General features: G+C 41.4%; 9 protein-coding genes. 4 read left to right on the top strand and 5 right to left on the bottom strand.

All coding sequences use genetic code 11. The annotated features are described in order from the left end of the window. Positions 1-122 precede the first annotated feature (122 nt). The 4 genes from GO593_RS08255 to GO593_RS08270 all read right to left on the bottom strand — a co-directional run bounded on the left by GO593_RS08255 (position 123) and on the right by GO593_RS08270 (position 4,238). Positions 123-1,742, bottom strand: a complete 1,620-nt coding sequence (locus tag GO593_RS08255) for an ABC1 kinase family protein (RefSeq protein ID WP_000612218.1) — start codon at positions 1,740-1,742, stop codon at positions 123-125. Between the two features lie 12 nt (positions 1,743-1,754). Next, positions 1,755-2,423 (bottom strand): ubiquinone biosynthesis accessory factor UbiJ, encoded by a 669-nt coding sequence (locus GO593_RS08260; protein WP_000269705.1) that lies wholly within the window; start codon positions 2,421-2,423, stop codon positions 1,755-1,757. Positions 2,424-2,434: 11 nt separating this feature from the next. After that, positions 2,435-3,382, bottom strand: coding sequence for a bifunctional demethylmenaquinone methyltransferase/2-methoxy-6-polyprenyl-1,4-benzoquinol methylase UbiE (gene ubiE, locus GO593_RS08265; protein WP_000064213.1), 948 nt, complete (start codon positions 3,380-3,382; stop codon positions 2,435-2,437). Between the two features lie 148 nt (positions 3,383-3,530). Then, on the bottom strand, positions 3,531-4,238 hold the full coding sequence (locus tag GO593_RS08270; protein WP_000039805.1) for an FFLEELY motif protein: 708 nt from the start codon (positions 4,236-4,238) through the stop codon (positions 3,531-3,533). 207 nt (positions 4,239-4,445) lie between these two features. On the opposite strand from GO593_RS08270, the gene pap reads away from it, so the two are divergent. Continuing rightward, positions 4,446-5,864, top strand: a complete 1,419-nt coding sequence (gene pap, locus GO593_RS08275) for a polyphosphate:AMP phosphotransferase (protein ID WP_000003544.1) — start codon at positions 4,446-4,448, stop codon at positions 5,862-5,864. A 22-nt stretch (positions 5,865-5,886) separates the two neighbouring features. Here pap and GO593_RS08280 read toward each other — a convergent pair whose 3' ends face one another. Further along, the gene (locus tag GO593_RS08280) at positions 5,887-6,393 is read right to left on the bottom strand and encodes a hypothetical protein (protein ID WP_000687235.1); all 507 of its coding nucleotides are present in this window, start codon (positions 6,391-6,393) and stop codon (positions 5,887-5,889) included. A 171-nt stretch (positions 6,394-6,564) separates the two neighbouring features. Here GO593_RS08280 and GO593_RS08285 point away from each other — a divergent pair, with 171 nt between their 5' ends. From GO593_RS08285 to recD, 3 genes are all read left to right on the top strand, one after another. Continuing rightward, positions 6,565-10,200 (top strand): exodeoxyribonuclease V subunit gamma, encoded by a 3,636-nt coding sequence (locus tag GO593_RS08285; protein ID WP_000511246.1) that lies wholly within the window; start codon positions 6,565-6,567, stop codon positions 10,198-10,200. Positions 10,201-10,203: 3 nt separating this feature from the next. Further along, entirely contained in the window at positions 10,204-13,902 is a 3,699-nt protein-coding gene (locus tag GO593_RS08290; protein WP_001088734.1) for a UvrD-helicase domain-containing protein, read from the top strand. Positions 13,903-14,010: 108 nt separating this feature from the next. After that, positions 14,011-15,762, top strand: a complete 1,752-nt coding sequence (recD, locus tag GO593_RS08295) for an exodeoxyribonuclease V subunit alpha (RefSeq protein WP_000369439.1) — start codon at positions 14,011-14,013, stop codon at positions 15,760-15,762. Positions 15,763-16,119 lie beyond the last annotated feature (357 nt).

Below are 16,119 nucleotides of genomic sequence, written 5' to 3' on the forward strand. Positions count from 1 at the left end.
GTTTGTTCTTTTCAAGCATTCATAAAGCTAAATTTAGCAATGAACGGATAATCGATCTATATTTTTTTAAATTATAAGTTTTACCCATAAAAAATCCCTTGCATGAGCAAAGGACTTGGAAGTTATTTCAATACACGCCACAGCGCCAATAAGCTGCTCAACACAATCAAAATAATAGATACAAACCAAGGGCTAATAATCGCAATGGTTAGCAAAATCAGCATAGTACTGCCAAACATCCAGCTACGACGTTGTTGGTGTTCCATTTGTAAACGAAGCTGTTGAATTTCACGTAACTGACGATCTTGCCAAGCAGACTGATTTTTTAAACCATTTAAGCTATCAATAATTAAACTTGGGAAATCTTGAGCGCCTAAAAGCAGGTCTGGTAATTGCTGACCAAGCTCTTTTACATTTTTGACTGGGTTCATATTAGATTTGACCCATTCTGTCAAAATTGGTTTTGCCAATTTCCAGATGTCGAGCTGCGGATAAAGGTCCGTACCTAGGCCTTCTACATGCACCAAAGTTTTGAGTAGCAGCATGAGTTGTGGCGGGATTTCTAAATGGAAGCGACGGGCAATATCCATCACTTGAATTAAGATACCCGCAAAATCAAGCTGGTCCATTGGCTTAGACACCATTGGTCCAACAGTACGGCGCATTTCACGTGCTAACGCGTCTTGGTCTGTACCCGGTGGAATCCAGCCAGCTTGATGCACAATTTGAATGAGCTGCATAAAGTTGCTGTTCATGACAGCAAGCAACATGCGGGCAACCGTCATTTGGTCGTGCTTAGAAAGCTCACCCATAATTGCACAGTCCAGTGCAATAAAGCGTGGATTGCTTGGGTTGATGGTTTCTACAAAGACATTGCCGGGGTGCATGTCGGCATGGAAAAAGTTATCGCGGAATACTTGCGTAAAGAAAATGGTTAACCCTTTTTCTGCAAGTTGTGCGCGGTCCATACCTAAACGGTCAAAGGTTGCCGTATCTGAAATAGGGACACCAGTAATACGCTCAGCCACCATGACATCTTTGGTGTCCATGTAGACTTCTGGCACATACATCATGGTTGAACCAGTGAAGTAATGACGCATACGACGGGTGTTATCTGCTTCAATACTTAAGTCCAGCTCATTTAAAATGATTTGGCGGTAGTCTTGAATAATTTCAGATAAATGTAATGCACGGGCAGCTTCAAGACGACTTTCTAAGGTGTTGCCTAGCCAAGCCAGAATTTCAAAGTCTTGTAAAATCTGGCTACGAATGTCTGGACGAGTAACTTTAACAACAACTTCACGTCCATCATGTAGCGCCGCTGTATGGACTTGTGCAATTGAGGCTGCTGCAAGTGGTTGATCATCAAAGCGGGCAAACAGTGTATTTACATCTGCTTTTAAAGAATCTTGAATACGTTGTTTGGCAACTTCTCCATCAAAAGGTTTGACTTGATCTTGAAGTAAAACCAGTTGGGCGAGTATTTCAGGTGGAATCAAATCACGACGGGTTGACAGGAGTTGTCCAAGCTTAATTGCAAGCGGCCCCATATCTTCTAAAGCTTCTTTAAGCTTTAAAGGATTTTTGCGTTCACGACTAGACCATGCTGCCGGATGCATTTTTATAATGTTCAATGCATGCTTAGCTTTAACAGGTAATTCATCCGCAGGGAACAACGTATCGAGTCTATAGTGCGCTGCAATACGCCAAAGTTCGAGTAAACGTGAAACGTGCGGAATCATATAAAGTCTTACCTAGTCTTGAGTGGGTTGTAGTTGTGCATTGAGCTGCTGCAATTTAGCTTCTAGACGATCAATGTCTTGATTAAGCTTACGCGTAGCCTGATTTAAATCGTCCATTTCCCAACGTGGGGCAAATAAACCGCTGTCTTCTTTTAAGGCATCTTCAGCAAAAAATAGATGACTTTGAAGAGAGCGCTTTAAATGTTTTGGTGCAAGTTGAATCTTACCGATTTCGTGAGCGAGTTGAGGACCAACCCATTTTGATAGATGCGCAGCTAAATCAGGTTCAGCTTGCTGCATAATTTTTTGAATATCCTGCAAGAGGTGATAATCACCTTGAAGCGGGATATTACCAATTTGGTCTGGATCGCTTAATAATAATTTGATCAGTTCAACGACATCTTTGACATGCAAAGTTGCAGTGGCTTCAGAAATTTTAAATTGTGGATCAAAAGGGCGCTGCTCAAAAATAGATGGCTTTTCACTGTGCCCTGTAACGGTAGGTTCAAGACGTACTTTTTCTTGGTCAAAGAATACATCAACAGAAAGTTGCGGGCTATCGATGATAACACGCAACATTTTGCCCTGTAGCTGATTGAGCTGAATGCGGGTTAATGCATCCAAATCGATCAGATGATGAATGATACGTTCGACTGCACCGAGTGCCAGAATCGACCACATATCGTTATCCCTTACAGTTTAAAACCGCGGTGAACAGCAACAATACCGCCAGTCAGGTTGTGATAGTCACAGTTCTGGAAGCCAGCATTTTCCATCATACCTTTTAAGGTACGTTGGTCTGGGTGCATACGAATTGATTCAGCCAAGTACTTATAACTTTCTGAGTCATTGGCAACCAATTTACCCATAATCGGTAAAGCAGTGAATGAGTAGAGGTCATAAAGTTTTGAGAATGGCTCAAATACTGGTTTAGAGAACTCAAGAACAAGTAAACGACCACCTGGCTTAAGCACACGGAACATAGAAGCAAGTGCAGCATCTTTGTCTGTCACGTTGCGTAAGCCAAAGCTAATGGTAACAAGGTCAAAGCTGTTATCTGCAAAAGGTTCTAAAGTTTCAGCATTGGCAAGTACAAAATCGACATTGGTACAGCCTGCATCAATTAGACGATCACGGCCAACATTGAGCATAGATTCGTTAATGTCTGAAAGTACAACATGACCCTGCGGGCCCACTTCACGGCTAAATACTTTTGCTAAGTCGCCTGTACCACCCGCAATGTCTAACACATGTTGACCACGGCGAACACCAGACATGTTAATTGCAAAGCGTTTCCATAAGCGGTGAATACCAAATGACATCAAGTCATTCATCAAGTCATATTTGCTTGCAACCGAGTGGAAAACTTCAGCAACTTTTTGTGCTTTGTCTTCAGTTCGAACTGTTGAATAACCAAAGTGTGTTGTTTCACCAACGTTGCCAGTGTTGCCTGCACCACGTGGTAAATTGTATTTCGGTACAGAACCGCTAACAGGTGTATCTGTTAAGGTTTGCTGTAAAGATTGTTGTTGCCCTTGAGGGGTACCTTGCGGTAACGGTGAGCTTAGGAATGGGCTAACTTTGTCTGAACTTTGTGCCTGCTCAGTTGGAGATGTTGGCTTTTGGTTTTCGTTAGACATATTGTCTCTCCTAGACTCAAACTCAAGTGAAACGGAATAAGTTCTGCATAATGACAGATTTTGTCTATTTTTACAGGCATCATCATGCAAATATAATGAATAAAATCTCAACTTCGTGAGGTTGAGTTTTTTCTATGTGCCGACCTTATCACACTCTAAACGGATTCGGATGTCCTGAATGTACTTTTTCAACAATCTGGCGTTCTTTTTCCGTAAAAGTTTTAATAAAGGCCTCAGCCGATTTTAAAGGTTTCATTGCGCTAAAACCATCTTGAATAAAATCATACATCAATTCGAAGTGATATTTTTGTGCAATACCTTTACACATTTTAAAAGCAGTAAAGATCATAAATGAACGCATGTATTTATCGAGTGCTACTCCTAAATCGTCAAGAAGGGCAAGCTGTTGGTAACGGGCTTCAGCCTGATCAAGCTTGATTAAGGTTAAGCGCATGATCTCGTCGGTAAGTACGGTATCTGCCGGATAGTCTTCAAGAAGCTGCATTGCTACTTGTTCATCAAGTTGAGTGGCAAGTACAGCCAAACTTACCGACTTTGTACCTGTCTTAATTGCGTTTTCAGGTAAAACCTTTTCTGCTTTATGTGCATATTTCAATAAACGTTCAATTTGTGCTGCAAGCGCATCGAACTCTGGTCCACCATATAAACGGTTTAAAAAGTACTGAGCCATCAGTTTGTGTTCTGGCAAATTAAAAAAGTCGTGATGCGTCTCTTTCATCCGTTCTTTTAGCCATGTTTGTACATCTTGCAAACGTTGGGCAAGCACTGGATTGTCGTGATAATTAAATGTTTTATATTGTTGTAAAAGTTCATCAAAAGCAGCGAGTTTAGACATGTAAGGCTCTAATATTGGGCTATTTACAAAAAATCATAAGAGGCATTGTAACCTTCTACTATGGCGAGTAGATGTAAAAAAAATGATTTATGCGTCAATTTTCAGGTTAAATCATGTTGCAATGACATAATTTGTATAGCAATTCATCACCCAAGCGCATAAGTTAAATAATGGCGAAATTAAATAAAAAGATTAGAGCAGTGGACCATGAGTGAACAACAACCAAAATTTGAAATACGAGACGAAGAACAGCTTTCAGTTGATTTAATTGAAGCACAATATGCTTTAAAAGAAAGCCGAGGAAAACCCAATGCCAAAAGCACACTCATTTTAATGAGTGGTATCGAGTTAGCTGGAAAAGGGGAGGCGGTTAAACAGCTTCGTGAGTGGCTAGATCCAAGATATCTGCGGGTGAAAGCAGATGCACCACGTGTGCTGACAGACTCTGAAGCATTCTGGCAGTCTTATTCAGCATTTATTCCGACTGAAGGCCAAATTGTGGTGATGTTTGGCAACTGGTATAGCGATTTGTTGGTTACGGCAACTCATGTGTCAGAACCTTTGGATGATGCGCGTTTTGATGCTTATGTTGAAAATATGCGGGCGTTTGAACAGGACCTAAAAAATAACTATGTCGATGTCATTAAGGTTTGGTTTGATCTTTCGTGGAAATCACTCCAAAAACGGTTAGATAAAATAGACCCATCTGAACAGCATTGGCATAAGCTTCACGGCCTAGACTGGCGTAATAAAAAACAATATGACACTTTGCAAAAGCTACGCCGTCGCTTTACCGACGATTGGTACATTATTGATGGGGAAGATGAAAAACAGCGCGATCAATTTTTTGCTCAGTATCTTTTACAACACATGCGTCAGCTGCCTGAACATGAAACTGAAGTCAAAGGTAAATGGCAGCAGGCAAAAATTCCCGAGAGTTTATTAAAACCTGCTCAGGAAAAAATGGATAAAGCCGAATATAAAAAAGAGCTCGATAAACTCAGTAAAAAAATTGCCGATACCATGCGCTTTGATAAACGCAATGTGGTGATTGCATTTGAAGGGATGGATGCTGCGGGTAAAGGAGGTGCCATCAAGCGAATTGTTAAAAACTTAGACCCGCGTGAATATGATATTCACTGTATCGGGGCGCCTGAACGTTTCGAAGCAAGACACCCGTATTTGTGGCGTTTTTGGAATCGTATTAATGAAGCTGAAAAAATTACCATTTTTGACCGTACCTGGTATGGCCGTGTGCTGGTAGAGCGTGTTGAAGGATTTGCTTCACCTATCGAATGGCAAAGGGCATATGATGAAATCAATCGCTTTGAAAAAGACTTATTTGATAGTCAAACGATTGTGGTAAAAATTTGGCTGGCAATTAGTAAAGATGAGCAAGAGCAACGTTTTAAAGCCAGAGAAGAGACACCGCACAAACGCTTTAAAATTACTGCCGAAGATTGGCGTAACCGTGATAAGTGGGATGATTATTTAAAGGCGGCCGCAGATATGTTTGAGCGGACCAGTACCGAATATGCGCCTTGGTATATTGTCGCAACAGACGATAAATATACTGCACGCTTGGAAGTGTTAAGAGCTATTTTAAAACAGCTGAGAGCAGATTAAACTCTCAGCCGTAAGTTGGATTTTAGTTTACAACCGCGCCACGACTTTTTTGTTGAATACGTTTAGCAAGGTTGTAGCTGTCATTTAGATGAGTTTGGGCTATTTTTTTCATCATAAAATAGCCTAAACTTGCTGCGACAAGTTGCCCACCTAGTGGAACGAATTTTGTCACTTGTTTGGTAACAATCTTTCCAAAGAAACCGTTAAAGGTTTTTTTAACGGTAGTGCGAGCGACCACAAAGCCTGAAAATTGAAAGCCGCGTTTTCGTAATTCATCCCAGTGAATTGTTTTTGTTTTTGGATCATAGACACTGACATGTTCAGGCGCTAAACCAAAACGGGAATTAATATCGGGAATAAGCTGTGACAAAATTCCCAAATCTACTACCACGTCAAAAAAAGGAATGGGTACAATTGCTGCACCAGCAGAGACGTAAGCTCTCTTCTGAATGAGTTCTTGGCACTCATCGCGAATTTGTTCCAGATTTAGGCTAGGATCAATATAGTCAGGAATGTTATCAATTTTCATAATGTTTTACCTGTAATGTGTTCCTTGAAGGTGCCTTGCCAACACAAGGTAAGTGACACCTAAAATGAGATTATGCTGTGTTTAAACCAACGTGACATAGTCAGATTCAGTTGTATAGTAATGAATGTTTATGATTTTGTGCATAAATTATGCGAGTAGGATATGAAATAAATGGGTATCCATGTTATTCAAAGTCAACGTATTGATGTGTTGTTGCAGGGCGTACTGGCATCTACGTCCCAGCCGTCAACGCATCCATTACAGGTTTTGAAAGCCCAGCATTTCATTGTGCCAAGTCCTGCCATCGAGCAGTGGCTGATACAAAAACTTGCAGAACAGCAAGGAATGAGTGCCAATTACCAGTTTCACCAACGTGTGCGCGGGTTTCAGTGGTATGCCTATCAACAGGTCCTCACGGCACATAAGGAGCAGGTTCGTAAAGCCAATATTCCACGCTTGATTTTTAAATGGCGTGTACATCAAGCCTTACAGGAATTTATTCAGCCTGATGTCATGAGCATAGATAGCTCTCATCCACTGCATTCTATTGTTCAACGTATTTATGACAGCGCAGATCGGCTTGAACAAGGTATTGAGAAGCAGCTAAAAAAGCAAAAAATGTTGTATTGGGTTGCCGAGCAGGTTGCCGATTTATTTAGTAACTACATGGTCTATCGAGGACAGTGCCAGCGTGGTTGTGAAAATATGTGTACTTGTCCAAATAACTGGTTAGCAGCATGGGGACAAGGACGATCACTCGATATCGAAAAGTATATTGCCCATAAAGATAAAGAAGTTTCGGCATTTACTTTGCAGCAAACCCAAGAGTTAGAACGTTGGCAGCGCTGGTTATGGCAGCAGCATTTTCATGATGATTTTATGCAAATGCAGCAAATTGATGAGTTGTTTTGGCAACAGTTAGAGCATCCTGAGCGCCAGAAGAAAGCACTGTCTCGTTTGCCACAGCAAATTGTCATTTTTACTTTACTGGATTTACCGCCCAGCCAGCTTCAGTTTTTACGTCGTTTAGGGCAATACATTGATGTTTTGATTTTGCACTATAACCCTTCGCAAGAATATTGGGCCGATAGTGTCGACCCACTCTGGAAACAGCGCTATGACTTAGGGGTAAAAGAGCGTTTTATAGCGAAGAACCCCCAAGCGACCGATGCGGAAATTGCCGATTTCTTTAATAAATTTACGCTTAATTTTAATGCTGAGGCGCGTGAGTCAAGACATCCACTGTTAACCAGATTGGGCAAACAAGCCCGCGACCACTTCTCATTACTCTCAAACTTGTCTACAGGTGAAGAAGGTAAGTGGGTGGATGCTTTTGTCGATGATTTTCCTGAAAGTTTACTTGGCAAAGTTCAGTCAGATATTTTGCACTTGGTGGAACCCCAAGCAAAGCAGTATGAGCTTGCCCCTAACGATGACTCAATTCAGATTCATGTCTGCCACTCGACATTACGGCAACTTGAAGTATTGAAAGAACAATTGATTGGCTGGTTGGCAAAACCGCACGAACAGCCGCGTCGTCCAAATGATATTTTGGTTTTAGTTCCTAATTTGGTAGAAGTAGAGCCTTTAATACGAAGTGTTTTTCCTGCTACAGCGACTGAGCAAGGCGTGCATTTGCCTGTCAAAATAGCAGGAATTGCCTCACTCGATGCACTTAATGCATGGCGTGCCGTGATTGGGCGTATTCACCTTATGCAAGGGCGATTTAGCTTTGATGAGTTTGCTGACTGGCTTGGTTTACACGCGACTCAACAGCGTTATGCACTTGAATATGCTCAAGTAGAGCGAATTTTAAATTTACTTGCCGATGCAGGGTTTAAACGTGGGCTTGATGCAGAACATCTGAAACGTAGTTTATGTGACGGCGATGATGATTATCGATATAGCTTTAAATTTGCTTTAGAGCGGTTAGCGCTCGGCATAGCAATTCCCGAACATGCTACATTTAATCAGGTGCTGAGTTACGCTAAGGTTCAACCGGGCGATTTTGAGCTTATTGGTACACTCATTCAAATTTATCAAGATTTAAATGAACGCCGTGACTGGCTCATTATGCATGAGCAGAAAAAAAGTCATACGGTGGAATACTGGCTGCAAATACTCTCGCAAGATATTATCGAGTTTGAGCAGGCTGGTGTTGCTGCTTTAAAAACTGCGCGGGAAATTGTAAAAAAACAAGAGCGTATGTTAACGCTCGCAAGCTACTATGCCGAGACAGAAACAGGCACCTTACGTAAAATCACCTTGCCTTTGCCTTATATTCTAGATGAGGTTCAGCGAACTTTAGAAAATCAAACAGCTCAAGCTGAACCGACTGGACAGATTACCTTTGCCCAGATTGGACAAATTCGTCCTTTGCCTTATCGTTTAATTGTGATGTTGAACCTTGATGCAGGGCAGTTTCCAAATCGAGACACCCATGTGCCATTTGATTTGATGGATGCCTTACGTCAACAATTAGGTGACCGTTCCCGTCTTGAGGATGACCAAGGCGCTTTCTTAGACGCCTTACTTTTAGCTCAAGAAAACTTATGGCTGTTTTATAACGGCTTTGATGTCAATGACGGTGAGGTGAGAGATCCTTCTAGTATTCTTCAAGAGTTCCGTGAGCATCTTGCACTTATTGTAAAGCCAGAACCAAATGCACCCGATCGAGAAGTGATTGAAGGTATTGAAATTCCCTCTCAATTAAAACAGCTCTATCACTTACATTATTTACAGCCGTTTGACCCGAAAGGTTTTATGGCCGAGAACCGCTATATTCGTTATCAAGATCACTGGTTTAACGTTGCGATGCAAATTCAGCAAGCTTCCGGTGTTCTTAAGCCTTGGGCAAATATATCTTATCCTTTAGAAATACCTGACATGTTGGTTTTAGACAGCCATCAGTGGATACAGGATGTGACTTTCCCCGCACGTTTATATTTAAAAACTTTAGGCGTAGAAAACTTAGGAAATGTAAGCGTATTAGATCAGAATGAACCTTTGCTTTTAGATGGTTTGGGCCGTTATACCATTCGACATTTTTTACAGCAAAACGAACAGCAGGCACAGCCTGAAGTTCTACTTGATCAGTTGCCTGTAGGCAAAGTTCAATACAGCGCATGGCAACAGGGCATTTTTGAACAGGAATGTTTGCTTGAGCGCCTTCATCATTACGCGCCAGCCATGACACAAACGACTCAGCGTGTGTGGCGAATTGCCAAACAGCTACATATGAATATTACGGTACCAAAATCTGAAACTCAGGATTGGGTCAGTATGGAAGCATCAAGTGCTCGGGCAAAAAGACGTGCAAAAGTCTGGTTAGAGTACCTGCTTTGGTTGGCCTATTTAAATGAAGGAAGTGCAGGAACTGAAAGACGCCGTATTGTGGTTTTTAGTGACCAAACCGTCATCTGTAAGGGTATTAGTTCAGAGCAAGCTCGGCAGTATTTACAACCGTGGTTTAAAATCTGGCGTTATGCTCAACAGCAGCCACTCGTGTTACCAGCAGCTTTATTATTAAAGCCACTTGAAAAAGCCAAAGCATATCAGTGGGAAACAACAAATCTGACAGAAAAAATAAAACTGGATGAGAAGAGCTATGCGGAGCTGTTAAAATACTGGAATGAAACGGGGACATTTACCTCTATTGATATGACACAAAATGAAGCGTGTAAGTTACATCAAGACTGGCGTTTCATTTTGCAAGAACAAGATGCACAAGCATTACTTCAACATGCTTGTGATGAGTTTGCCTATGACCTGTATCATCCGGTTTTTCAATTTCAACATTCGGAGTAAGACATGAACTCAAGAGTACAGGTGTCTTATCAACCTATTATTGATATTGAATTTAGTGGACTGCATTTAATTGAAGCTTCGGCGGGTACCGGGAAAACCTATACACTGTCGAGTTTAATGGTCCGTATTTTTCTTGAGAAATATTTACCGGGCCAAGTCATTGCGACCACCTTTACCCGTGCGGCTGCGGCTGAGTTAAAAAGCCGAATTCGTGCACGTTTGGTCGAAACCTACCGTTACTTAGATGCCAAGCGGAGCTTGACTGAAAAAGAGATTCTTTTGCAGGCCGAGCAAGAATCTGACTTATTACTCCAACATGTTCTCAAGCATTTTGCGACACGTATTGCCTATGCCTGTGAGCGTTTAAAGCTCGTTATCGATCAGTTAGATGAGCTGTTTGTCGGAACACTTGATAGCTTTAGCCAAAAGCTATTACGTGAGTTTGCCTTTGAAAGTGGCAAAATTGAACGTGCTCAAATTACCGATGATGCTAAAACCTATAGCCGACAACTGATTCATGATGTTTTACGTGAATGGATACAGTCTCAGCCTCAAACCGTGATTGATGCATTGTATCTGGCAGGTGAGTTAAAAAGTGTCGACAGTTTTGTCAAACTGGTCGAAGACTCACTGAATTTTAGTTCGGCTCACTTTAAGCTTCCCGAAAAGCCTACCATTCAGTTTGAACAGCTTGCTCAGCTCAAGCAGTTGGCAGCAGAAATTGATATCAGTCTTCTAGAACCGTATTACTCGCTTGATGGCGACCACTATAAACATGTAAGCGGCACAATATTTCGTAATGGGGCATTTAATAAGTTATTTAGTGAATGTTTGCCACAGTTATTACAAGTTTTAAAGCAAAGCGACAGTATTTTAGTTTTTGATGGGTCTTTGGCAATACAACGGGAACTCGTTTTTAAGTTTTTAGGCCAGCTTGCCGATCAGAAAGTTTTCAAGAAATGTCCTGCCGAAATTTCGGATGGATTTTATCAGCATCCTTGTATTCAGCAGATTCAGCAGTTGTTTGGTGTGCTGAAAAACTATGCTGAACAGTTCGATCAGCTTCATATTTATTTAAAAGCCTATTTGTGTGTAGAGGTTAAAAAACGTTTACCACAGGTTTTACAAAACAAGGGCGAGACGACTTTTTCTCAGCAAATTCGCACTTTGTCAGAAGCTTTAAAGGGTGAGCAGGGGCAACGTTTCGCCGTATTTGTGCAGGCTCGATACCCCTTAATTTTGGTTGATGAGTTTCAAGACACCAACCAAGACCAAGATGACATGCTCGCCAGCATTTGGCGTCATCCAGAACGTTACCAAAAAGGTTGCATGATTATGGTGGGTGACCGTAAGCAGGCAATTTACGGTTTCCGTGGTGGGGATATGCTCACCTTCTTGAATGCCTATAAAGATATTCAGGCAAAGCATGGTCGCGAATATAAGTTAATTCATAACCACCGTTCAGTCGCTGACTTGGTTGAAGTGGTTGATGCCTTATTTCAAAGGCAAATCGACTTTGGTGAACAGGTTCAATATGACCCGATTCGGGCAGGGACTCGACCTCATCCGGTTTTAATTGATCAAAACCAGCCTAATCCGCATCCTTTACGTTGGCTCATGCTAAAAGACAAGGAAACGGAAGCACAGCAAGTCGCGTGGAAAATACGTGATTTACTCAATCAGTCACATGCAGGACAACTTTATTTTCAAAAAGATGCTCAGACTCAAACCTTAAATGAAGATGATATTGCGGTCTTGTCGCGTAATCATGATGGTCTTGATAAAGTTCAATTTGAATTAGAACGTTTAGGAATACGAGTTAATCGGCCATCAAAACGAAGTGTTTTTGATTGCACAATTGCTCAGGATGTTGGGGCCTTACTCACTGCGATTCTTCATCCTTACGATGAGGCCAAAGTGAAACGAGCTTTGATTAGCCGTTTATTTGCTATGGACCTTAAACAGCTGTTGCAACTCGAACAAACGGCCGAAGGTTTAAGCCAGTTTATGACGGGTTTTGATACTATTCGGGAATTGTGGTCAGCTCAGGGCTTTTTAGTAGCATGGCAGCAATGTTTAAACCAATTTGGCATTTGGAAAAATCTGGTTGCTGTCCAGAGTAAAGATAATGAGCGGGTTGTGGTGAACTTGCGTCATTTGACCGAAATTTTGAGCCAACATAGCGAGAAATATCAGGGCGCGCAAAATCTCTATCACTGGTATCTCAAGCAATTACAATCACCGCTTGATCGTGAATGGGAGTTAGAGCGTAGATTGTCGAGTGAAGCTGGCGTACAGCTCATGACCATTCACCAGTCAAAAGGTCTTGAGTTTAAAATTGTCTTTTTGCTCGGGGCCGACAAGCCATTTCGGGAAAATAACAAAACACTTAACTTCTCGACCCAAGATATAACGGTTTCGGAGTCGGCTCAAACTCTAACACAACGTGTTGTTGCGATTGCCGATAAAACATATTTAAACGAAACCGAGCTGAAGCAGCATGAAGAACGGGCTTTGGCGGAACAAAACCGTCTATGGTACGTTGCTTTAACCCGGGCAAGTCATCGTGTTTATGCGCTCTTACAAGATACGGATGGCAAGTCTGTTTCAGGTTTGGCATTTTGGAAAAACAGAGCTGAACCATTCCAGCACCGTTGTTGTACCGATGAAATAATTTTGGAGCAACCACCTGCTGCAAGACATTTAAATCAACACATCAATATTATTGAGATACAGGCGCAGCATTTTCCTGATCAGCGCTTTTATTCAAGAGGCAAAACCAGTTTTAGTTATCTAGCACAGCATTTAAGACATAAAGTAGGTACAGATTTACTCGCGAGTCAGAGCCATGAAGCTGTTTTAGCCGAAGATGAGCTCGATCAGGTTATTTCTGTTGAGGCGCCCGCAGCACAGCCAATTAGCTGGATCAAAAGCAATTTTCCAAGAGGGACGCTCGCAGGTAATTTCTTACATGAAATTTTTGAGCATATTGATTTTCAATGTTCAGATGAGTGGGTAAGTGAAATACGCCGTCGTTTTAAAAATGACTACAGTAGTTTGTGGCAAGATTTATTAATCAAATACCAAGAAAGCTTTCCCGAAGAACAAGAAGCAGAATATTCGCTTTATCACGCTGTGGCCGAATGGTTGCAAGAGATTTTAAGCACGCCGTTATATCAAGGTTTTCGTTTAAATCAGTTACAACCAGAACACTATTTATCAGAGTGTCCTTTTTATTTGGCCCTGTCAGATCGTGTACTAGCCATGAAACGTATTCAGCAGTTGTTTGCTGAATATGGTATGGAAATGCCAGAGTTATTAGAGGCTCGTTCTGCACGCTATTTAAATGGTTCGATAGACTTGGTTTATTTTGATGGACAGCGTTATCACATTGCTGACTATAAGAGTAACTACTTGGGTGAAAACCTTGCTGATTACAGTGTAGAAAGTATTGCACAAAGTATGTCTTTAGCCAGCTATTGGCTACAAGCAGGCCTGTATTTGGTTGCATTACATCGTTATTTAAAAGTCAAAATGCAGAATTATGATATTGAACAACACTTAGGTGGGGCGACTTATCTTTACTTGCGCGGTATGAATGGCGAAGCTGAGCAGGGTTATTATTATTGGCAGCCAAGTACAGAATTTGTTCTACGACTCGATGCTATTTTAGGGTACTTTGCTGAGGATAAAATTGCATAAAAAATGCTGATAAATGATCTAATTTTAAAATTAACAAATACTTGGGGTGTGGATAAGCCTGTCTATAACCATGTGGACAAGCGTGTGGAAAACTAGGTGGATAAGTGTGTGGACAATCTAAATAGCCCTGAACAAAGCGATTTAAGCTGGTTAACGACTTGGAGTACCTTTCTAAATCAAGCCCCGTTTACTGCACAGACACAAGCTCCAGAGGCAGCTTATTTTTTGCAGCAGCTGATTGAAGCGAGCTTGCAGGGTGACAGTTGTATTGAGATTAGCCCAGAGCAAATAGAAACACTTGGCCAACTGGTGATATCTGCTGAACAAGCAAAGTCTCAAGTTGCCCCTTGTGTCCACGACGGGCAGGGGTTGGCATTATACCGATATTGGAACCTAGAGCAACGTCTAGCTGAGCAAATTCGCCGATTAAAGCAACAACCAATTCAACCTGTTTCATGTGAAGAGCATTTAGACTTATTAACAGATCCTCATCAGCAAGCTGCTTTGCAAATGGTGACTCGGCAGAGCTTAAGTATTATTACAGGTGGGCCGGGTACAGGTAAGACCTATACGCTCGCTCGTATTATTGCTGTGCTTAGTCAGGCAATTCCACATATTCGTGTAGCGATGGCTGCTCCAACGGGTAAAGCTGCACAGCGTATGCAAGAAGCCTTACAAAACTCCTTTAATGATCCAAAACTGCTTGAGTCGGGGTTAATGAGTGACGAGCTAAGAAACCAAAGTACCCAAACTATCCATCGATTATTAGGTATGGGGCATAGTCAAACTCCACGGTTTAATCAAAAACAGCCTTTGCCTTATGACGTTATTGTGGTGGATGAAGCCTCTATGCTGGATTTAAATCTGGCAACGGTATTATTTGAAGCGGTCCCTGAGTCTTGCCGAATTATTTTATTAGGCGATGCCAACCAGCTTGCTTCTGTAGACGTCGGAGCGGTACTTGCAGATTTACAGCAAATCGAGGCTTTGTCTGAAAACCGTGTTCACCTTCAAACCAGCCGTCGTTTTGCGGAAGGGGCTTTGATTGGTCAGGTTGCCCAATTTATTCAAATGCAAACCAGTCAAATTGACCATGAGCAAGTTTTACAACAATTTGAAATCGATATTGTTCAAGTTTCAGAGTTACGTTCAATACCTTTAGAAGCTGATATGCCCGATGTGGTTCAGCTTGAATACTTACCCGAAGAGTCACCTATAGCGCTAGAAACTTACTACCAAAAATTGATGGTGGGTTTTCAAGGCTATGTGCAAAGCTTAAAAGCTTATTTACAAGATGATCGTTCAACTGAACATATTGAAAATATCGTTAAGTCATTCGATGACTACCGTATTTTAACTGCCGTACGTCATGGGCCATTTGGCTTGCAGCAACTCAATCAATATGCCGAACGCTGGTTACAACAACAGCTAGGTATTGTGACTTTAGGAGGATGGTATGTTGGCCGTCCGGTTATGATGACTTATAACGATTACCAACTCGGCATTTCAAATGGTGACATTGGTTTATGTTTTGAACATAGAGCCCAGCCGCAACAGTTTGAAGTGTATTTCCCAAGTTTAAATAAGTGGGTTGCTGCAAATCGGCTACCTAAAAGTATTCAAAGTGCATTTGCCTTAACAATTCACAAATCACAAGGTTCTGAATTTACCCATACAGCTGTTGTTCTTGATCAGGCTGCCAAGAATTTGTTAAGCCAAGAGTTGATCTACACTGCGATTACACGAGCCAAAAAAGTAGTGAGTTTATTGGTCGATCCAGAGGCGTTACTTCAATCTTTTACAGTTCGCACGACAAGAAAAAGCGGTTTAGTTGAAAAAGTTAATCGGTTAGTTCGTTAAGCCAAACTTAATATTTTTACCCTTGTAAGAAAAAGCTTACATGGATTCGAGATATTTGCTGCTAGAGAACCCACCCTGTTTTTGAGATTATAAACGCACAACGAGCTTGGCAAGGAATGTCGGGCAAAATCGCACAATAATAATAACTTAAGTCGAGAGACTGCGAACTTACAATGATGTAGGTGAATAAAGAGGAAACTTACAGCCGCTAAGCCTTGTAGTTTTGGGAGAGACTACAGGGCTTTTTTATATTTAAGTCTTAACCCCACCAAAATATCAGAATAAATCTTTAGATGACTCTCCCTATTTCTTGCTTATGTTATCAATTATTTAACTCAATAATTTTTAATATATTTA

Origin of the sequence: Acinetobacter baumannii, from assembly GCF_009759685.1 — a bacterium.
Taxonomy (GTDB): domain Bacteria; phylum Pseudomonadota; class Gammaproteobacteria; order Pseudomonadales; family Moraxellaceae; genus Acinetobacter; species Acinetobacter baumannii.